Here is a 19865-nt window from a genome sequence, read left to right on the forward strand (position 1 = left end):
CGGTTGCTGATGGATGGACTTATAACAAGAGAATTGAAGAATAATAGTAAACAAGGTGCAATTACCCCTTCTCAATACTGAAAGGGAAGCATGAAGTGTACAGAAATATTAGCAATTTGTAAATTGGCTTATCACTCACTCCAAACGGGCTTCAGGCCCATACCCTATGAACCGAAAACTATTACTCTCTCTGGCCCTTGCGGTGCCGGTGACGGTAGTAGCTCAGGCGCAGACGCGAACCGTCAGCGGCCGGGTTACATCCGTAGCCGATGGTACGGGGCTACCGGGGGTGACCGTGCTTGAGCGCGGCACCACCAACGGCACTAGCACCGATGCCGACGGAAACTTCCGCCTGACCGTGCAGCCGGGAGCTACGCTGGTACTCAGTTCCATTGGTTTTGCCACGCAGGAAGTAGCCGTGGGCGACCAAACGACGGTGAACGTGAATATGCGGGGTAGCGAAACGTTGCTTGGCGAAACTGTCGTGGTGGGCTACGGCACGCAGGCCAAACGCGAACTGACGGGCGCCATCACGCAAGTGGGCAGCAAAGAAGTAGAGAACGTGCCCACCGTCAGCTTTGAGCAGGCCATTCAGGGCCGCACGCCAGGTGTGCAGATCAACCAGGGCACGGGTAAGCTGGGAGCCGGCGTGCAGATCCGCGTGCGTGGCTCTTCGTCGGTGACGGCATCCAACCAGCCTCTCTATGTTATCGATGGAATTCCCGTCACTTCCACAGATGTAGGAAGTGTGGTAGCCGACGAGCCCATCAACCCCCTGGCCGACCTGAACCCGAATGACATCGAGTCCATTTCGATTCTGAAGGATGCCGCAGCTTCGGCTATCTACGGCTCGCGCGCTTCCAACGGGGTAATCCTCGTAACGACCAAAAAGGGACGGCAAGGCCAAACGCGTGTCAATGTAGGCGCCTATTTCGGCACGAGCGAGGCTACGCGCATTCGTAAGTTTTTGAATGCAGCCGAATACCGGGAGCTGTTTAATGAGTCGGTGCAAAACGCGTTGACTAACCCTAATAGCTTCCTGCGTACGGAGCTGCAACTGCCCGCCAACACCTCGACGGCGGAGGTCTTCGAGCTGTTTTCTGGCAACGACGACTTCAACTCCTCCAATGATACACCGTGGAACAAGCTGGCGTTTCGCAAGGGGAAAGTAGCTCAGTACGACGCCAACATATCAGGCGGTGACGCCAAAACCCGGTTCTACATCAGCGCCAATTACAACGACCAAACCGGTATCATCATCGGGAACCGGTACCGCCGTGGCTCGTTACGCACCAATTTTGACCACTCGATTACCGACAAGCTGAAAATCGGGTTGAATATTTCGGCAACGCGAGCCGTAAACGACCGGGTGCCCGATGACAATGCCTTCACCAACCCGGTGCAGCTGAACGCACTACCGCCCGTACAATCGCCTTATAACCCGGCCGACCCAACGGGCTTCAACCGGACGCTGCTCTATGAAAACGCGCTGGTGGCCGTCAATCGGAATACCAACCGCTCGAGCAACTACCGCTCGTTCAGCAACCTGTCGCTGCAGTATCAGCCCATCCAAGGCCTGACACTGCGTTCCGAAATCGGCGGCGACCTGCTGGCGCTGCGTGAAGACGTGTACTGGAGTCGCTTCACGGCTGATGCCGCCGGCGAAGGTCAGGCGTTGAGCAACCAAATCCAGGCCGTCAACTACACCACTAACCAAACGGCGACTTACCTGCGTACCATCGGCGGCGACCACACCGTGGAGGGGTTGTTAGGGTATTCGTACCAGCGCTTCGACAGCGAGCAGACGGCCGCAGTAGGCCGGGGCTTCTCCAGCGACCAGTTCCGCAAAGTGGCTTCGGCGGCAGTGTACTCGCCCGGTACCACCAGCGCCGGCACCGGCTACGACTTCCAGTCGGTATTCGGGCGGGTGAACTACACGTTCCGCAACAAGTACCTCCTCTCAGGTAGCCTGCGCGCTGACTACTCTTCTCGTTTCGGCTCTAAAGACCCCTGGGGCTACTTCCCAGCCGCTTCGGTAGGGTGGGTGCTCACGGAGGAAGGCTTCCTGCAAGGCAATAAAGCCGTGAGCCTGCTGAAGCTACGCGGTAGCTATGGCCTCACGGGTAATGCCGAGGTAGGTAACTTTGCTTCGCGCACGTTGTACAGCGGTGCTCAGTACCAAACCGAGCCCGGCATCATTCCCGATGCCCGCCTAGGGGACAATACGCTGACCTGGGAGAATACCGCTCAGGCCGACATCGGTATCGAGTTCGGTTTCCTCAACGACCGCATTGCTGGTGAAGTCGACGTGTACCATAAGAAAACCACTGACTTGTTGCTCGACCAGCAACTGCCCTACACCGGCGGCTACCAATTGGTACAACGCAACCTGGGTACGCTGGTCAACAAAGGGGTAGAATTGACGCTGAACACGCGTAACCTCGACGGCGAGTTTAAGTGGAATACCAACTTCAACATCTCGCTCAACCGCAACAAAGTAACCGACCTAGCTGGGCAGGAACTGATTTCGGGCTCCCGAAACCTGGGGCGCGTGCGGGAAGGCGAACCTATTGGGGTATTTTGGGGACGTGAGTACGCGGGTGTCGATCCGGCCAACGGCGACGCACTCTACTACCTAAACACGCCCAACGCCGACGGCTCGGTAGACCGTAGTACTACGAATAACCCCAATGCCGCTGCACTGGTGAAGCTAGGCGACCCAAACCCCAAGTTTACGGGTGGTTTTACTAACACCTTCTCCTACAAAGGGTTTGAGCTGAGCCTGCTCACGCAGTTTACCTACGGCAATGACATTTACAACATTGCCGGCCTGTACCAATCGGTGAACGGGGATTACTTCGATAACCAAACCCGTGACCAGCTCAAACGCTGGCGGCAGCCCGGCGACATCACCGACGTGCCGCAGGCCCGCTTCTACGAGGGGAATGGCACGGCCGCCTCTTCGCGCTGGATTCAGGATGGCTCGTTCTTCCGCTTCAAGAACCTGACGCTGGCCTATAATCTGCCCAAGAGCTGGGCTTCGAAAGCCATGCTGCAGAGCGCCCGCATTTACGTTACCGGTCAGAACCTGATTACCCTGACCAACTACGAAGGGTACGACCCCGAGGTAAATACCTCTGGCCTGAACACGGCCGCTGCCAACTACTTGCTGGGTCACGACTTCTACACGCCGCCACTGGCCAAAACCTGGTTGGTTGGCTTTAACCTCGGTTTTTAACCTTAACCGATGCGTACTGACATGATCAAAATGACTACTCGCGCCCTATTGGCGGCGCTGCTGCTCGGAGCTGGTCTGCTGACCTCGGCTTGTCAGCAGGAAATAAACCCAGAGCAATCCATCGACACCGAAACGGCCCTCAGCGATGAGCAAGGCGTGCAAACGGCGGTGGTAGGGGCATACTCACGCCTGTATCAGCCCGCGCTGTACGGCACCAACTTGATCCTGATACCCGATCTGCTGGCTTCACCGGGCTACCTATCGTGGCAAGGGTCGTTTCAGTCGTACCGTGAAATTTCTTCGGTACAGATTACCACTGTCAACGCGGATGTGCAGCGCACATGGCGTGACGCTTACCGCCTGATCAACATCAACAACCTCGTGCTGGAAGCGCTGCCCGTGATTCGCGATGCGGGCGAGCGGGAACGGCTTCAGGGCGAGATGCAGCTGATGCGGGGCTTGATGTATTTCGAACTGGTGCGCCTGTACGGGCAACCTAGCCTGAGTAGCACTTACGGAGTACCGCTGGTAACGCGTGCCAACCGCACCGTAGACGAAGCTTCGGCGCGCCTGCCGCGCAACACCGTACAGCAGGTATATGATCAGATCCTGGCCGACATGCGTGCTGCCGAACAGGTGCTGCCAACCCAAAACGAAACCGGCCGCTTCGACCGCTACGATGCCAAAGCTTTGCTGGCCCGCGTGTACCTGCAGATCGGTAACTACGCGCAAGCCCGCGACTTGGCCAACGAGGTCATCCAGAGCAGCGGCGCCACGTTGAACTCGTCGGTGCTGGAGGCTTTCACGGGCGACGGGTCATCGGAAGTATTGTTTGAGGTGCTGCAGAACGAGCAGAACAATGCTGGTGCCGCCAATGACGGCTTGGCGACCTTCTACTCAGGTAAGTCGGTTGGCTTCCAAGGCCGCGCTGACGTAGCCGTTTCGGCCACTTTTGCGGCGCAGTACGAAGCCAATGATGAGCGCGGTCAGCAGGCCAATATCGGCGAAGGCTTGATTTACGTGGGCGACGCTGTGCGCACCGGCCAACTGCGCTCCTTTAAATGGAATGACTTTGCTCAAAACATCCCGGTTATCCGTCTGGCTGAGATGCTCCTAATCCGGGCTGAGACCAATCAGCGTCTGGGTACCACCATCGGAGCCACGCCCTTGGCCGATATCAACGCTATTCGGCAGCGAGCAGGAGCCACGCCTAAAGTTGCCGTTACGCTGAACGATATCCTGTTGGAACGGGAGTTGGAGCTAGCTTTCGAGGGCTTCCGCATTCATGACTACCGCCGTACCGGCCGTAACTTGGGCAGCAACCCCTCCACGGCTGATGCCCGCGTGCTGCCCGTTCCACAGTACGAAATCAATCTGGGCAACGGTACCCCGCAAACACCGGGCTACTTGTAAGCTGATGCTTGGTCCCTAAAAAAAGCCGCTCCGGAATTTCCGGAGCGGCTTTTTTATTGAAGCGCAAGTCGGCTCGATAAAAATGGGACGGGACCGATAAGCTACTGCCAGCTAGTCCTCGTCGTCCTCATGTGGGGCATCGAAGTCCAGGTCGTCGACCAGCTCGGCGGCCTCCTGAATCACGGCGTCCATGGCCGGAATGGAGTCGGCGTCGAGGGTACGCTCGAAGAGGTGCAGCAGCTGCTCGCCCTCGTCGTTGACGTACAAATCGGTGTACAACCGCTCAAAGTGGTGAGCTTCCTTCGTAATGACGGCGTCGATCTGATCGGCGGATTTGGCCTTGAGGGCCTTGTGCAGCACTTGTAACACCTGCCGGCTTTCCTCATGGTCGCCGAGGTCGGCCAGAGCTTTCATCAGGCTCATGGCCACCAGCAGCCGCACCCGCTCAAAGCGAAAACCCTGCTCGCGCGGGGCTGCCCGTTGCAAATCCGAGTAGGCTTGCAGATCGGTGTGGGGCAGGTAATCGGCGGCTTCCTGGCGGAAGGCGCCGTGGAGCAGCTGCTGAAACAGGGTAGCAGACATGGGCAGCGGAAATCAAGTGGAAGGTGCAAAGGAACACAAACGCCCGCAGCTACGGCGCACCAGCAGCATCGGCGGGCGCACTTTTGCCGTAAGCTTCAGGATGCGGCCGCAGAAAGCGGCCGTGCTTTCACCTACGTACGTTTGCCCGATGACGCACAAATCCAAATGGTTGCTGTTTGCCCCCAGCGGCCTGGTTGTAATTGGTTTCGGTACCTGCCTGATTCAGTGGGCCACGGCCATGAAGCAGGAAAAAGCCCCTACCGCCCAGTGGGTGGCTGCGGGCACGCTGGCCCTAGGCGTGTTCAACGCGGGCGTTAGCCTGTTTGGCCGCGGCGTGGCCGAGAGTGTGCTGTACCAGATTAAGGAAAAGCCGCAGGAAAAGGATCAGCAATCAACTGCCGATAATCAGGGGTAAACCTTGCCGGCGGGTTGTGCCGGCACGACTCACCGGCAAGTAGGAAGGCGGCTATATAGCGGAAGCCGGACGCGCGGTGTACTTTCGCTCAGGCGCCGTTTGGAGCCTGTTCATCCGTTTTGTTTCGGCAAATTTCATGTTCCGACCTTTTTTGCGCCTGCTTGGCGCTGCGGTGCTGGCCTCGGGGCTACTGATGGCCGTACCCGCTGTGGCTCAATCGGCTGGCGGGGGGCCTCAGTCGCCCGAACAGTTCCTGGGCTATCGGCTCGGCAGCCGCTTCACCTTCCACGCCGATGTGCTGCGCTACGCAGCCTACCTGGCCCAGCAGTACCCCGACCGGTTGCGCATCGTGCCCTACGGCAAAACCTACGAGGGCCGGCCGCTGGAAGTGGTGCAGGTAGCTTCGGCCCGCAACCTGGCCCGCCTCGACGACATCCGTCACAGCAACCTGCGCCGTACCGGTGTGGAAAGCGGCACGCCCGCTATTGATCAGCCGGCCATCGTGTGGCTGAGCTACAACGTGCACGGCAACGAAGCGGTGTCGTCGGAGGCGGTGCTGCAGGTACTCTACGACTTTGCCAACCCGCAGAACGCCGATGCCCAGGCCCTGCTCGATAAGGTAGTACTGCTGCTCGACCCGTGCGTGAACCCGGACGGCCGCGAGCGGTACGTGCAGTGGTACCAGCGCGTGGCGGCCGGCCCCACCAACGCCTCGCCGCTGAGCTGGGAGCACCGCGAGCCGTGGCCTGGTGGCCGCTACAACCACTACTATTTCGACCTGAACCGCGACTGGGCCTGGCAGACGCAGCGCGAAAGTCAGCAGCGCATTGCCTTGTACAACCAGTGGCTGCCCCAGGTGCACGCCGATTTCCACGAAATGGGCCCGGAAGCGCCGTATTACTTCTCGCCCGCGGCCAAGCCTTTCCACGAGGATATTACCACCTACCAGCGCAGCTTCCAGAACCGCATCGGCGACTACAACCGGCAGACCTTCGATAAGAACGGCTGGCTGTACTTCACCCGCGAAACGTACGACCTGTTTGCGCCCAGCTACGGCGACACCTGGCCGTCGTTCAACGGGGCCATCGGCATGACCTACGAGCAAGGCGGGGGCGGCCGCGGCGGCGTGCGCATCATCAAGGCCGACGGCGATACACTCACGCTGAGCCAGCGCATCGCGCACCACCACGCTGCCAGCTGGGCCACCATCCGCGCGGCGGCCGACCACCAGTCCGAGCTGCTGAAGGAATTTGGCCGCTACTACGCCGACGCCCGGCAGAAGCCGCGTGGGCAGTACAAGAGCTTCGTGGTGAGCGGCTCGCCGGAGCGCCTGGCGCCGCTGGCCGAGTACCTGCAGCGCCAGCAAATCGAGTTTGGCTACGTGGGCGAGCGGCGCAAAACGTCGGCGTACAACTACACCAGCGGCCGGCGTGAGTCGGTAGCGCTGCAGCCTACGGACCTGGTCGTAAGCATGTACCAGCCCAAGTCTACACTTGTGAAGGTGCTGTTTGAGCCGCAGTCGGCGCTGGAAGACTCGCTGACCTATGACATCACGGCGTGGTCGTTGCCTTACGCCTATGGCCTGCAGGGATACGCTCTTACCAGCACGCTGAAGGCGGCCAGGTCTGCCCCGGCGGCCACCATGGTGAAGGCTGCCCCGGCTGCTACTGCCGCGCCGTATGCCTACTTGGCTCGCTGGAACTCCCTGCGCGATGCCCGGCTGCTGGCAGCCCTGCTGCAGCGGCAGGTGCGCGTGCGCGTGGCGTATCAGGCATTCGAAGCTGATGGCCGGCAGTTTCAGCCCGGCACGCTCATCATCAACCGGGGCAACAACGAAGGCCTGGGCCGCCGTTTCGATGATATCGTGCGCACCATGGCCGATTCTATCGGCACGGAGCTGACGCCGGTGCAAACCGGGTTCGTGAGTACCGGCAGCGACTTAGGCTCCAGCAACGTGCACGGTGTGGGCCGGCCAAACGTGGCCGTGCTGGCCGGCAACGGCGTCGACGCGACGGCGTTTGGCGAGGTCTGGCACTTCTTCGAGCAGCAGCTGGGCTACCCGCTTACCGTGCTCGGCACAGATTACTTTGCCTCGGTGCCGCTGACCAAATTTGACGTCATCATCCTGCCCGATGGCAGCTACGCCGAAGCCCTGCCCGAGCGGCAGCTCGACGTCCTCAAGGCCTGGGTACGCGGCGGTGGCCGGCTGATTGCCATGGAAGGCGCCATGAGCTACCTGGCCGGCAAAAAAGACTTCGCGCTGAAGGCCAAAGGTGCCGATACCACGCGCGCCCGCCGCGCCGACCCCTACCGCCTGCTGCGCCGCTACGGCTCGGCCGAACGGGAGTCCTTGCAGGAGCTGGTGCAGGGCAGCGTGTACTCCGTGCAGCTCGACAACACGCATCCGCTGGCCTTTGGCTACGGCAACACCTACTACGCGCTGGTGCGCAGCCCGCTCAACTACCAGTTTCTGGGCGAGGGCAGCTGGAACGTGGGCGTGCTCAAGAAAGGGCAAGCCGCTGCGGGCTTCACCGGCAGCCAGGCCCGCCGCAAGCTCAACGATACCGTGGTGCTGGGCGTGCAGGAAATGGGCCGCGGCCAGGTAGTGTACCTCGGCGACAACCCGCTGTTCCGGGGCTTCTGGCACGCCGGCAAGCTGTTGTTCAGCAACGCCGTATTCTTCGTCGGGCAGTAGTAGGTCAGCCGACAACAAAAAGCCCCGCCAAAGTTATTTGGCGGGGCTTTTTGCGTTTTTCAGACCAGGTAGCCTTAGTCTACTGCGTCTTCAGCTTTGTTGCCGACTTTCTTGGCGCCTTTCTTCACGCCGTGGCCGACTTTCTTAGCGCCCTTGCCCACGGCATGGCCTACTTTTTTGCCACCGCGCTTGGCGTCGCTGGCGGTGTTGCTCACCATTTTGCCGGCTTTGCTACGCTCGTAAGGAGTATTGCTTTCGGTCGTCGTGGTGGTCGTAGTCGTCGACGGCGTCGTTTGGGTCGGGGTGGTCTGCGTCGTTTGCGTCGGGGTCGTTTGGGCCAGGGCCGAAACGCTGGTCACCGCTACGGCAGCCAGCATCATCATTATCTTTTTCATCGGAATGGAGGTCAGGAGTTAGGTGACTTGCCTTCTACGCGGCCTCGTTCCGAAGGATACTCAAATGTGCGCTTTCGCAGTGTGCATTCAGCCAAACTTCATGCGGCAAGCGGCCCTAGGGCAGCAGCAGCGAACTGTCGCCGTAGCTCAGGAAGCGGTAGCCGTGCTGCAGGGCGTGGTCGTACACGCGGCGCCAATCCGGCCCGATAAGCGCAGAAACCAGCAGCAGCAGCGTGCTTTCGGGCTGGTGGAAATTGGTGACGAGGCCCTGGACCACTCGGAATCGATATCCGGGAGCAATCAGCAGTTGGGTGCTGGCGCGCACGGCCCCTTCGCCGCTTTGCTCTAGGGCATCCAGCAAAGCCTGTAGTGCGTCGGCCGTGGAAATATCGGATTCGGGCTCGTAGGGCTCCCACTGCTGCACCTGCCCGCTGAAGGTGCCGCCCCGCACCACCTGGCAGCCGAGCCAGTAAAGGCTTTCGAGCGTGCGCAGGCTGGTGGTACCCACCGCAATAACCGGCTTGGGCGCGTGCTCCAGTAGCTGCCGTAGCACTTGCCGCGTTGCGCTGATGGGCTCGGCGTGCATGGCGTGCTCCTGCATGTAGGCAGCCTTTACCGGCTGAAAGGTGCCCGCGCCCACGTGCAGCGTGAGTTGGGCCGTGCCGATGTGCCGCTGGGCCAGTTCGCGCAGTACGGCGTCGGTGAAGTGCAGGCCGGCCGTGGGAGCGGCTACGGCCCCGTCGTGGGCAGCGTATACCGTCTGGTACCGTTCGTCGTCCTCGCCGGTAGCCTGGCGGCCGAGGTAGGGCGGCAGCGGCAACTGCCCGGCCCCGGCCAGCACCTGCGCAAAAGGCAGCTCCTGCGGCTGCCAGTGGAATTGGATCAGCGAACTGCCGTCCTCGGAGGCTGCTCGCTCGGCCGTCAGCGTGGCCGTTCGGCCGTCGGCAGTTGCGAAGGTGGTTTCAATAGTGCCGCTTTTCCAGCGTTTGCCGTTGCCCACCAGGCAGCGCCAAGTACACTCACCCGTCTGCTGCATGGCCAGCTCGATGGCGCTGTGCGGCGCCACCGGCTCCAGGCAAAACAGCTCAATCTGGCCGCCGCTGGGCTTGTGCAAGTACAGCCGGGCCCGCACCACTTTGGTATTGTTGAAGACCAGCAGGGCATCGGGGGGGAGCTGGGCCGGCAGTTCGCGGAAGCCCAGATCCGTAATTTGCCCGTGGCGGTACACTAGCAAACGCGAGGCGTCGCGGTCGGGTAGGGGGGCCGGGGCAATGCGCTCAGCCGGCAGGTGGTAGGTGTAGTCCTGAATGGAGAGCAGGCGCGGATCGACGGGGTTACTCATGCCCGGCAAAGGTAAAATGTATTGCCGCGGATTGCTGCGCCCACGCCGGGACTCCTGGCTCCGGCTGTACCGGCAGCCGGCTTACTGGCGCTGAAAAATCAGCAGGTGCTGCTGGGGCAGGGATTTGTCGTTCTGCACGAACTTCAGACCCACGGCTTCCATCTCCCGGCGGGCCTGCTCCTCGCTCATGCGGTGAATGCGCTTGATGGTAAGCTTAGGGTCCTCGGCCCGGTATTCAACCAGGGCAAGCCGGCCGCCGGGCTTCAGCGAGTTGCGCACGGCGCGCATCATCTCCCGGGGGTGGTCAAACTCGTGGTACGCATCCACGATGAGCACCAGATCGAGGCTGTTGGCGGGCAGATTGGGGTTGCGCACGGTGCCCAGTACCGGCTCCACGTTGGTGACGTGCAGCTTGGTGCTGGTGGCCCGTAGCTTATCCAGCATTTCGGGCTGAATATCCACGGCCAGCACTTTGCCCTTGGGGACCAAGGAACTCATGCGGAACGAAAAATAACCGGTGCCCGCGCCCAGATCGGCTACCACATCGGTAGGCTTGAGCTTCAGGGCCCGCAGCAGGATATCGGTGCCTTCCTCCTGCTGCCGGTCGGGGCGTTCCAGCCAGCCGGAAGCTTCGTGGCCCATGACGTGGGCAATCTGCCGGCCCATGTAATACTTGCCGATGCCGTTGGGGTCCTGCGGGGCTTTGCGCTGGTAGCCCGCGCTGTCCGGCGTCGAGCCAATGCGGCGCTGCGCCATCAGGGCCGCGTCGCTTTCCGCGATGGGCGTTTGGGTGCAGGCAAGCATGAAGGCCGGCGCCAGAAAACTGGCTGGCAGCAGGCGCACGAAGAAAAAACGGTGCTTGAGGAGCATATTGACTGCAAATAAAGCGTCATTGGGCTAACAGTGCTGAAGCGGAGTACGTTCGCGGCGGCGCCCAACCCCACGGGGACGGTCTGCGTAAGGGCGCCAACCAGTGGCCGCAGCCGCATTTAAATGGCGGTTTTTATTTTGCAGCCGTAGCACACCTAATGCCAACGCTTTTTCATCCCCTAAATTCCAAACTCATGAAGCACCTTGCCAAACTGCTCTCGCAACTCTCCAGCGCAGCGCTGGTGGCCGTTGCTCTCACCGGTTGCGGCCGCGGCGAATACGCCATGTTGCCCAAAACCAGTGCTTACCACGACACCCACCGCGCCGTAGCAGTAACGCCTGCTGCCCCCCGCGTGCAGACTAAAGCCGTGGTAGCACCCGAGCCCGCAGTGGCCGAGCCGGCCCCGGCCGCCATCGAGCCCAAGGCCACTCCCATTGCAGCCGCTCCGGTTACTGCAGCGGCTCCCGCTGCGGCAGCGGTTGCTCAGCCGGCCCCCGTGGCCCAAAGCAGCACGGCACAAGCGCCGACGGCTGCTCCCAAGCTGAACCTGGTGCAAAAAGCTTTGCTGCACAAGGCCATGAACAAGGCCAACAAGATGGTGGCCAAAACCCAGCTTAAGAAGCACAGTAACGCCGCCGAATCGCAGCGCCTCGACCAGCGCCTGCGCCTGGCCCTGGTGATTCTGGCCATTGGTTTGATCCTGGGCCTGTTCTCGGGCGTCAACGGCATCTTCGCGGTACTGGCTACCATTGCCGTCATCATCGCCGTAGTGCTGCTGATCCTCTGGTTGCTGGATCAGGCCTAACTTTCCGGTAGTGCTATCAACAAAAAGCCCCCGCCAGTACTGGCGGGGGCTTTTTTTGTGGGCTTCACCGAAACAAGCTGAGGTGCCCTTGCAGAGGTCAGTTCGCGGGATCCTGCAGGCGACTACATCGGGTCCACGTCGGCCACGAAGCGCGCCTGACGGAAATCTTTGTCTTCGCGCATCAGGTTTAGCGCATCCAGAATCTGCGCCTTAGCGTGCTTGAGCACGGTATGCTCACGGCTGAGCTTGATGGTAATTTCCTGCAGGTAGAAGTTGCGGATGCGGAAAATGTATGGCGCTTCGGGCCCGAGCACGGCGTCGCGCCCTAGGCGGTCCACCAGCTCCTGCGTCAGGCGCACGGCCGCGTCGAGGGCCACGCGCTCCTCCACGTGCTTTACCGTGAGCTTGATGACGCGCGCAAAGGGCGGGTACATATGCTCGCGGCGTTGCGCTATTTCGTACTCGTAGAACTCCACGTAGTCGTTGCGCATCACCTTATCAAAGATCTGCTGCTGCGGGTCGCCGGTCTGAATGATGACCTTGCCCTTCTTGCCCTTGCGGCCCGCGCGCCCGCTCACCTGCACAAACATCTGGTACGCCCGCTCGTGCGCCCGGAAATCGGGGTAATGGATGATGCTATCGGCGTTGATGATGCCCACCAGGCTCACGTTGCCGAAGTCCAGGCCCTTGGTTACCATCTGCGTGCCCACCAGCACGTTGGTGCGCTGCTGCTCAAAGTCACTGATGATCTGTTGGTAGGCGTTTTTGGCGCGGGTCGTGTCCAGGTCCATGCGCTGCACCTGCGCCTCGGGCAGCATCAGCTTCAGGTCATCCTCAATGCGCTCGGTGCCGAAGCCGATAGCCTTGATGGCGCGGGAGCCGCAGGCCGGGCACTCGCGCGGCATCTGGTCGTGGTGGCCGCAGTAGTGGCAGCGCAGCTCGTGGGCGTGCTTGTGGTAGCTCAGGCTCACGGCGCAGCTCTTGCACTTCGGTATCCAGCCGCAGTCGAGGCAGCTGATGAAGGGCGAGTAGCCGCGGCGGTTCTGGAACAGAATCACCTGCTCGCCCTGGCTGAGCTTGCCTTCGATGGCGGCCGTCAGCTCGGGCGTGAAATGGTGCGTAGGTTTTTTCTGGCCGGCTTGCGCGTTGCGGCGGGTGTCAATCAGCTCGATGTCGGGCAGGCCGGCCTCGCCGAAGCGCTTCGTGAGCGACACCAGGCCCCAGCGGCCGGCACGGCACTGGTAATAGGTTTCTACCGAGGGCGTAGCCGAGCCCAGCAGGACCTTGGCGCCCTGAAAGGTGCCCATCATCAGGGCTACTTCGCGGGCGTTGTAGCGCGGGGCCGGGTCGTACTGCTTGTAGCTCGATTCGTGCTCCTCGTCGACGATGATGAGCGAGAGGTTGTCGAAGGGCAGAAACACGGCCGAGCGCACGCCCACGACCACCTGAAAGCGGCCCGACAGCACGCCGTTCCACACTTCCACCCGTTCGTTATCGGAGAACTTCGAGTGGTACACGCCCAGGCGCGAGCCGAACACGCGCATCAGGCGGGTCACAATCTGGGCCGTGAGGGCAATTTCGGGCAGCAGGTACAGCACCTGCCCCCCGCCTTCCAGCGCCGAGCGAATCAGGTCGATGTAGATTTCCGTCTTGCCCGCACCCGTCACGCCGTGCAGCAGGGTTATGTCTTTCTGTCCGAAAAAGTCCATGATCTGGTCCCGGGCCGAGGTCTGTGCTTCGCTCAGCGCAAACGGCATCTGGTTGCGCTCCACCTCGTCGAGCGGAAAGCGCGACACAATCTGGTCGAACTGTTCCAGCACACCGTTCTTAATCAGTGTGTTAACGGCGGAAGGCGAGAGGTGCGGGCTGCTGGTCAGGGCGGCCTTCTCGATGCCGTTGTGGTTGAGGTGCTCGTTCTGATACACCGGCACGCGCTGGATGTAGCGCATGAGCACATCCAGCTGCTTGGGCTTGCTGGCCAAGCCCTCAAACAAGCCTTCCAGCGCCGCCTCGGCCACGAAGTGATGCGCCAGGCGCACCTTCTTCACCACCTTGGGCGCGTACTTATCTGCAATGTGCTCGAACAGGAAGATAACGTCCTTCTGAATCAAGGACTTGATAACCTTGTGGAAGGAGCTGATGCCCAGGATTTCGCCTACTTCCGAGAAGGTTAAGGCCTTGCCATCTACCTTCTCTTCGCCCGGCCCCAAAGCTGCCACGATTTTCTCCTCCTGCTCGGTAAGCGGGTACGGCGTGCCTTCCGACAGGTACTGCGGGTGCAGCTGAATGCGCGACTCCGAGCTGAGCTTAAGCGCGGAGGGCAGGGCCGCATTGATGACCTCACCCAGCGTGCACATGTAGTAGTCCGCAATCCAGCGAAACAGCTTCAGCTGGGGCTGCGTCACCACCGGCGCGTCGTCGATAAACTCTAGGATGTACTTGGCCTGGTAGTCCTTGGGCGGCGTCTCGTGCACGGCTGCTACAATGCAGCTCAGCGTCTTCTTTGCTCCAAACTGCACCAGCACCCGCCCGCCGATGACGACCTGGTCGTTCAGCTCGAAGGGCACGCGGTAGGTGTAGAGCTTGGGCAGCGGCAAGGGCAGCACCACGTCGGCGAAGAGCGTGACACGGTCCTGCGTGGCGGCAGGCTCCTGGTTGGGAAGGGCAAATAGGTGAGTCTGGGACACGGCGAAGGCAACGGCGAACTGCAAAGATAGACCGCCGAGGGGCTATGATTGTTCGCTATCAGCCAAGATGTGTACGGGGCTCACTGCACCGTAATTCAGCATGGAAACATGGCTATGCCAGCATGTTGCGCTGCGTCAAGGCCTTGCAAGTAGCCCTCTAAAGCTGGGGGTTAGACTTCCCGTTGAGCTGCTTGCCAGGCGGCGCGTAGCTGTGCCAGCGCTTCCGTCGCCGAGGCCACTGGCTGCTGGCAGGCGTGGTTGTAGCACACATAAATCAGGCTCCGCTCAGGCTGAAAGCGGCCCTGCAGAAGCGGCAAGTTGCTTTCCATAGCGGCCCCCGTCAGCACGGCATTGGGCAGGGGGTGGCGGCTGAGCTCCTGGCGAAGCTGCTCGGCGGCTGGGCCGGCAATAGCCACCTCCGCCAGCGGAAACAGCAGGCTCAGGTATAGGCTAGCCCAGCCAGCTAGGTGCTGCGGCTCTTTCACGGCCATATCCTGCACCAGAGCCAGCATGGCAGCGGCTTGCTCGCGCCACGCCGGCACATCGAGCAGGGTGCCGAGGCGCAGCAGGTTGTGCGCCATCACGGAGTTGGAGCCCGGAATAACGTTGTCGAACAGCTCCTTTTTTCGGGCAATCAGGGCCTCGCCGGTGGCATCGGTGTAGAAAAAGTGCGGCTCGGCCGGGTCGGCAAAGTTCTGTAGCACATATTCCGTCAGCTCCCGGGCCCGCTGCAGCCAGCGCTCCGCAAAAGTGGCTTCGTAGAGCGCCGTGTAAGCATCGATGAGCAAGGCGTAGTCTTCGAGAAATGCCGGAATGGTGGCGCGCCCGTTCTTGGTGGTGCGCCAGAGGCCCCCGTGCGCCCGGCGCAGGTTGTTTTCGATAAACTCCGCGTTCTGCAACGCTAGTTGCAGGTACTCGGGCTGATGAAAAGCGCGGTAAGCGTCTACCAGACCGCGCAGCATCAGCGCGTTCCAGCCGGTCAGAATTTTGTCGTCGAGGCCGGGACGTACGCGCTGGCTGCGGTAGGCGAGGAGCCGCTCGCGCCAGCCTTGCAACAGCTCGGCCACTACGCCGGGGGTGAGTTGATGCGTTTGGGCAAAGTCGGCGTCGGAGTGGCGGCGGTGCAAAATGTTGCGGCCGTGCTCCCAGTTGCCTTCGGCCGTGCAGCGGTAGTAGTCGGCGGCCAGCGGTGCTTCGTCGCCGAGGGCTTCGCGCAGCTCGTCGAGGGTAAAGACGTAGAACTTGCCTTCCTCGCCTTCGCTGTCGGCGTCGAGCGAGGAGTAGAAGCCGCCTTCCGGACTCATCAGCTCCCGCCGGGCCCAGGCCACGGTCTGCTCTACCACGTCGCGGTACAGCTCGTCCTGGGTGAGCTGGTAGGCTTCGGCGTAAAGGCTCAGAAGCTGGCCGTTGTCGTAGAGCATTTTCTCGAAGTGCGGCACCAACCATTGCTCATCCACCGAGTAGCGGGCAAAGCCCCCGCCGATCTGGTCGTAGATGCCGCCCCAGGCCATTTCGCGCAGGGTTAGTTGCGTTTGTTGCAGAGCGGCGTGGTTGTCGGTCAAGGCGTGGGCTCTCAGCAAAAAGCGCCAGATAACCGGCATCGGAAACTTGGGCGCCTGGCCCGTACCGCCCAGCTGGGTATCGAAGCGCTTCTCCAGGTTCTGCAGCAGCATTTGCAGCTCACGCCGCGATACGCTCACGCCTACCGTCTGCGCCCCGTACTTTTCCAGGTCGTTGGCCCGCAGCACCCGCGCAAAGTCCTCGGCCGACTTGTCCAGCTCCGGTCGGTGTTCGGCGGATGCGTAGGCATTGGAAACCTGTTGCAGCAGCTCAAACCAGTTGCGCGGCGGAAAGTACGTGCCGCCGTAGAACGGCTTGGCTTCCGGCGTCAGAAACACATTCAGCGGCCAGCCGCCGCCCAACCCCATGGCGTGGATGGCGTCCATATACACCTGATCCACGTCGGGCCGTTCCTCGCGGTCTACCTTGATGCACACGAACCGCTCGTTCATCATCTGCGCAATCTGCTCGTGCTCAAAGGATTCGCGCTCCATTACGTGGCACCAGTGGCAGGCTGCGTACCCGATGCTTACCAGAATCGGCTTTTGCTCTGCCTGCGCGCGGCTCAGTGCCTCCTCGCCCCACGGGTACCAGTCCACCGGGTTGTAGGCGTGCTGCAGCAGGTACGGGCTCGATTCGTGGATGAGGCGGTTGGGCTGCGCGTCGGGAGCGTGGGTAGTCATGGTGAGCTGAAGTTGGCGGAACAGGTTATGCAACGGTTACAGTGTACGTGCAACCCGTGAAAAACAGTAAACCCGGCCGCTTGGGGCCGGGTTTAGCTTAACTGTTAGTCTCGGGCGTATCGGGCTTCCGACGCGGGGGGCGGCTGCGCTTTTTCGGCGCAGGCGGCGTTTCGGGCGTTGGGTCCGGTACGGCAGGAACATCAGGGGCCGGAGCGGGAGCCGCTGCTTCTGCGGCTTTCCGTCGCGGCGCGGCGCGTCGCCGGGGCGGTGCCGGGGCTTGCGGTGCCTCCGCTTCGGGTGCTGCCAGGGGCGTCACAGGTTCTACGGGCGGCAAGATGGCCGGCGTAGCGGTAACTGCCGGGGCCGGTAAAGCCTCCGCTGAGGCGTCGGGCCCCGGTGCGGCTGCTTTGGTTTTGCGCCCGCCTCGTGCTGGCCGACGGCCCGGCCGTTGCGGAGTTACCTCGGCTGGGCTATCAGGTTCGGCTGTGTCCGTCGATATTGCTGGAGTTGCTGACTCAGCCGCTGCTGATTCGGCAACTACTTCCGGCTCTTCAGGCACTGGCAGTTCCACCGGCACCGAGGCTACTGCGGCGGGTTCGTCGGCCCGTTCTGCCTGCAGCTCCGCCGACGGTTCATCGCCCGGCACTTGTTCGGCATACAGCGCTGGCTTTTTGCGGTTCGGCCGCTTACGCCGCTTGGACGAGGCTGGTATCGGCTCTTCCGCAGCCGGCAACTCCACAGGTTCGGTTACTTGTTCTGCCGTGGTATTTGCTGGTTCTTCCTCAGGCGCTGGCGCCTGTTCTACCACTACAGACACAGTGCCCTCCGCTACTGCGGGTTCCGCCATAGCTTCCGTTATGACCTCATTCGCTTCCGAAGCGTCGGCCGGGCCACCTTGCTCTTCAGCAGAGCGGTTACCCTTTTTCTTGTGCTTACGGCCGCCACGTTTGCGTTTGCGCCGCTTGCCGGCACCGGCTTCGCCAGGCAGCGCAGCTTCCGCTTCGTTGACGACCCCGGCAGCATCCTCAAGCTCCTCAGTTGCGTCCGCGGTTTCCTCTGCTGGTTCTTCCTCAGCCGCCAAAATCTCAGCCCAGGTAGGTTCAGCTTTCACCGGCGCAGGCGCTACTACTTCCGGCTCCACTCTCGGAGTTGCCGGGGCCGTTGCGTCCTCGTAACCGATGTCTATGCGTTCTTCCCCGTCATCCACATCCTCTGCTGGCGCGGGCGGCGGGGGCGGGGGAAGGGCAGCTAGTCGGTCTTGCACGTCGAGCAGTTCCAGGCGCACGTCCACGTTTCGGCTAAGCAGCCGCTCTAGGCGCTTCTGCGTTTGCTCCAGGAACTCGCGGTGCTCCGGTGCTCCTTCGTGCAGTGGCCGATGGTTCAGGGAGCGTTGAATGCCCTCCCATTCGTGCACGAACTGCTTGAAGTTGGCGTCGAAATAGACCTGTGTAAACTTTTCCCAGATATACTGTTCGGCCACCTCCGAAGGGTGCAGCATGTCGGACGCGTAGAAGCGGTAATCCCGTAAGTCGTCCAGCAGCAGCTCATAGGCCGGAAAGTAAGAGGCACCGGGCAGCAGCTCGCTCAGGTAGTGGCAGGCCACGCGCAGCACCGACTTGCTCACGGCATTCAGCGGCAGCGTATCCTTGAGGTGCCGCACGGGGCTCACCGTCAGCACCAGTCGCAGCTTGGGGTTTTGCTGACGCAGTAGCGCATACGCCTCCGTCACGGCCGATACGATTTCCTCTGCCGTCAGCAGCTCTTTATCAAAGCGCTCCGCCGGCACTTTGTGGCAGTTGTTCACCACTTCGCCCGTGTCGCGCAGCCGGTAGCCGTAGGCTGTGCCCAGCGTCCAGACCAATACATCGGCGCGACGGGCAAATGCGGCCGTTTCGCGAACCGTCTGCTCGATGCGTTCCAGCAGGGCAGGAGGGGAGTCGGCCCCCACGGTGGCGTGCAGGTCGTAGCTCTGCCAGCGGCCCCGGGCTTCCACTAGGTGCTGTTGCCAGTCGGTGTCCTCGCCAGCTACGGCGCGCAGCAGCCGCGCGGCGGCCAGGGGATTAAACACGGTGCCAAACGGGTTTGCCAGCGTCCGGACCTTGTGGCCGGCTAGCTGCTCCCCGATGACATCCGAAAAGCACGACCCGATGGTAAGTACCCGCGCCCCCTGATTAAGGAGTTGCGCGGCGGGTCGAAGGGATAATTCAGTTCGAAACATTAGCAAAAACAGTCCTGGCGGCAGCAACTAGAAAGCCAACCTACATAACCGCAGGCTGACCACCAAACGCTCGGGGCCGGCGCGGCTTCTCCTGAAGCCAGCGGCACCGCGTCCGGATGGTGTTGCAGATAAAGCAACGTACGTGCTTCCGCCTACGCAAGCTAAGGCTTATACGACAAAAAAAAGCCCTGCCACGGGGGCAGGGCTTTTGAAAGCGCAGTCAGCAGCCGGATTACTCAGCTACTACGTTTACGCGAATCTTGTGCTTCACCTCGCGGTGCAGGTCGATCGAAGCGGTGTACTCACCTACGCTCGAAGGATCCGAGTCGAGGCTGATGCGCTTGCGGTCCACGTCGAAGCCTTTGGCTTTCAGCGCGTCGGCAATCTGCAGCGTGGTTACGCGGCCGAAGATCTTGCCCGAATCACCCACCTTGGCGGGGATGTCGATGCTCAGGTCGCCGATGTTGTTGGCCAGGGTCTGAGCGTCGGTTTTCACCTTCTCAGCCTTGTGCGACGCCTGGCGTACGTTCTCGGCTACGATTTTCTTGTTGGTCTTGTCGGCTACTACGGCCAGACCCTGGGGCAGCAGGTAATTGCGGCCGTAGCCGGGCTTTACCGTCACGACGTCGTTCTTGTAGCCCAAGCCTTTTACGTCGTCTTTCAGGATAACTTCCATCTTGCGGAGTCGTCGTTAAGGGTAATGGACTATTTCAGCTGGTCAGCCACGTAGGGCATCAGGGCCAGGTGACGGGCTTTTGCCACGGCCTGGGCCACTTTGCGCTGGAATTTCAGGCTGGTGCCCGTGATGCGGCGGGGCAGAATGCGGCCCTGCTCGTTCACGAACTTCAGCAGGAAGTCCGGGTTTTTGTAGTCTACGTAGCGGATACCAGCCTTCTTGAAGCGGCAGTACTTGGTGCGCTGCTCCTGCTTGTGGATGCGTTCGTTGGCGAGGCTCATCTGA

Annotated in this window: 14 protein-coding genes; 5 read left to right on the forward strand and 9 right to left on the reverse strand. The window is 61.4% G+C overall.

All coding sequences use genetic code 11. From position 1 onward, the window contains the following. Positions 1 to 166: 166 nt before the first annotated feature. Both B0919_RS10625 and B0919_RS10630 read left to right on the forward strand, forming a co-directional pair. On the forward strand, positions 167 to 3238 hold the full coding sequence (locus B0919_RS10625; RefSeq protein ID WP_078012230.1) for a SusC/RagA family TonB-linked outer membrane protein: 3072 nt from the start codon (positions 167 to 169) through the stop codon (positions 3236 to 3238). 9 nt (positions 3239 to 3247) lie between these two features. After that, entirely contained in the window at positions 3248 to 4651 is a 1404-nt protein-coding gene (locus tag B0919_RS10630; RefSeq protein ID WP_078012231.1) for a RagB/SusD family nutrient uptake outer membrane protein, read from the forward strand. 111 nt (positions 4652 to 4762) lie between these two features. On the opposite strand, the gene B0919_RS10635 is transcribed toward B0919_RS10630, so the two are convergent. Then, complete coding sequence (locus B0919_RS10635; RefSeq protein ID WP_078012232.1) at positions 4763 to 5233, reverse strand: hypothetical protein; 471 nt, start codon at positions 5231 to 5233, stop codon at positions 4763 to 4765. Between the two features lie 148 nt (positions 5234 to 5381). Between B0919_RS10635 and B0919_RS10640 the strand changes: the two genes are divergently transcribed. Then, positions 5382 to 5648, forward strand: coding sequence for a hypothetical protein (locus tag B0919_RS10640; RefSeq protein WP_078012233.1), 267 nt, complete (start codon positions 5382 to 5384; stop codon positions 5646 to 5648). Positions 5649 to 5784: 136 nt separating this feature from the next. Further along, the gene (locus B0919_RS10645) at positions 5785 to 8343 is read left to right on the forward strand and encodes a M14 family metallopeptidase (RefSeq protein WP_078012234.1); all 2559 of its coding nucleotides are present in this window, start codon (positions 5785 to 5787) and stop codon (positions 8341 to 8343) included. 74 nt (positions 8344 to 8417) lie between these two features. On the opposite strand, the gene B0919_RS25215 is transcribed toward B0919_RS10645, so the two are convergent. From B0919_RS25215 to B0919_RS10660, 3 genes are all read right to left on the reverse strand, one after another. After that, entirely contained in the window at positions 8418 to 8738 is a 321-nt protein-coding gene (locus B0919_RS25215; protein ID WP_176132993.1) for a hypothetical protein, read from the reverse strand. A gap of 115 nt (positions 8739 to 8853) precedes the next feature. Continuing rightward, positions 8854 to 10080: an S-adenosylmethionine:tRNA ribosyltransferase-isomerase gene (locus B0919_RS10655; protein ID WP_078012236.1), complete on the reverse strand. Its 1227-nt coding sequence runs from the start codon at positions 10078 to 10080 to the stop codon at positions 8854 to 8856. Between the two features lie 81 nt (positions 10081 to 10161). Then, positions 10162 to 10950 (reverse strand): class I SAM-dependent methyltransferase, encoded by a 789-nt coding sequence (locus B0919_RS10660; protein WP_254846545.1) that lies wholly within the window; start codon positions 10948 to 10950, stop codon positions 10162 to 10164. 194 nt (positions 10951 to 11144) lie between these two features. On the opposite strand from B0919_RS10660, the gene B0919_RS10665 reads away from it, so the two are divergent. Continuing rightward, complete coding sequence (locus tag B0919_RS10665; protein ID WP_078012237.1) at positions 11145 to 11756, forward strand: hypothetical protein; 612 nt, start codon at positions 11145 to 11147, stop codon at positions 11754 to 11756. Between the two features lie 122 nt (positions 11757 to 11878). On the opposite strand, the gene priA is transcribed toward B0919_RS10665, so the two are convergent. From priA to rpsR, 5 genes are all read right to left on the reverse strand, one after another. Next, positions 11879 to 14443, reverse strand: a complete 2565-nt coding sequence (gene priA / locus B0919_RS10670) for a primosomal protein N' (protein ID WP_078012274.1) — start codon at positions 14441 to 14443, stop codon at positions 11879 to 11881. A 170-nt stretch (positions 14444 to 14613) separates the two neighbouring features. Then, a complete protein-coding gene (locus B0919_RS10675; RefSeq protein ID WP_078012275.1) occupies positions 14614 to 16686 on the reverse strand; it encodes a thioredoxin domain-containing protein in 2073 nt (690 codons plus the stop codon). Between the two features lie 97 nt (positions 16687 to 16783). Beyond that, positions 16784 to 18904 carry a GSCFA domain-containing protein gene (locus B0919_RS10680; RefSeq protein WP_078012238.1) on the reverse strand — a complete coding sequence of 707 codons (2121 nt, stop codon included), beginning with the start codon at positions 18902 to 18904 and terminating at the stop codon, positions 16784 to 16786. Positions 18905 to 19136: 232 nt separating this feature from the next. Further along, positions 19137 to 19580, reverse strand: a complete 444-nt coding sequence (gene rplI / locus B0919_RS10685; protein ID WP_078012239.1) for a 50S ribosomal protein L9 — start codon at positions 19578 to 19580, stop codon at positions 19137 to 19139. 29 nt (positions 19581 to 19609) lie between these two features. After that, positions 19610 to 19861 carry a 30S ribosomal protein S18 gene (gene rpsR, locus B0919_RS10690; RefSeq protein ID WP_078012240.1) on the reverse strand — a complete coding sequence of 84 codons (252 nt, stop codon included), beginning with the start codon at positions 19859 to 19861 and terminating at the stop codon, positions 19610 to 19612. Positions 19862 to 19865 lie beyond the last annotated feature (4 nt).

Origin of the sequence: Hymenobacter sp. CRA2, from assembly GCF_002007105.1 — a bacterium.
Taxonomy (GTDB): domain Bacteria; phylum Bacteroidota; class Bacteroidia; order Cytophagales; family Hymenobacteraceae; genus Solirubrum.

Excerpts from the sequence above, each read along its gene's own strand:
- B0919_RS10625 (WP_078012230.1), top strand. The coding sequence starts at position 167 with ATGAACCGAAAACTATTACTCTCTCTGGCCCTTGCGGTGCCGGTGACG.
- B0919_RS10630 (WP_078012231.1), top strand. The coding sequence starts at position 3,248 with ATGCGTACTGACATGATCAAAATGACTACTCGCGCCCTATTGGCGGCG.
- B0919_RS10635 (WP_078012232.1), bottom strand. The coding sequence starts at position 5,233 with ATGTCTGCTACCCTGTTTCAGCAGCTGCTCCACGGCGCCTTCCGCCAG.
- B0919_RS10640 (WP_078012233.1), top strand. The coding sequence starts at position 5,382 with ATGACGCACAAATCCAAATGGTTGCTGTTTGCCCCCAGCGGCCTGGTT.
- B0919_RS10645 (WP_078012234.1), top strand. The coding sequence starts at position 5,785 with ATGTTCCGACCTTTTTTGCGCCTGCTTGGCGCTGCGGTGCTGGCCTCG.
- B0919_RS25215 (WP_176132993.1), bottom strand. The coding sequence starts at position 8,738 with ATGAAAAAGATAATGATGATGCTGGCTGCCGTAGCGGTGACCAGCGTT.
- B0919_RS10655 (WP_078012236.1), bottom strand. The coding sequence starts at position 10,080 with ATGAGTAACCCCGTCGATCCGCGCCTGCTCTCCATTCAGGACTACACC.
- B0919_RS10660 (WP_254846545.1), bottom strand. The coding sequence starts at position 10,950 with ATGCTCCTCAAGCACCGTTTTTTCTTCGTGCGCCTGCTGCCAGCCAGT.
- B0919_RS10665 (WP_078012237.1), top strand. The coding sequence starts at position 11,145 with ATGAAGCACCTTGCCAAACTGCTCTCGCAACTCTCCAGCGCAGCGCTG.
- B0919_RS10675 (WP_078012275.1), bottom strand. The coding sequence starts at position 16,686 with ATGACTACCCACGCTCCCGACGCGCAGCCCAACCGCCTCATCCACGAA.
- B0919_RS10680 (WP_078012238.1), bottom strand. The coding sequence starts at position 18,904 with ATGTTTCGAACTGAATTATCCCTTCGACCCGCCGCGCAACTCCTTAAT.
- rplI (WP_078012239.1), bottom strand. The coding sequence starts at position 19,580 with ATGGAAGTTATCCTGAAAGACGACGTAAAAGGCTTGGGCTACAAGAAC.
- rpsR (WP_078012240.1), bottom strand. The coding sequence starts at position 19,861 with ATGAGCCTCGCCAACGAACGCATCCACAAGCAGGAGCAGCGCACCAAG.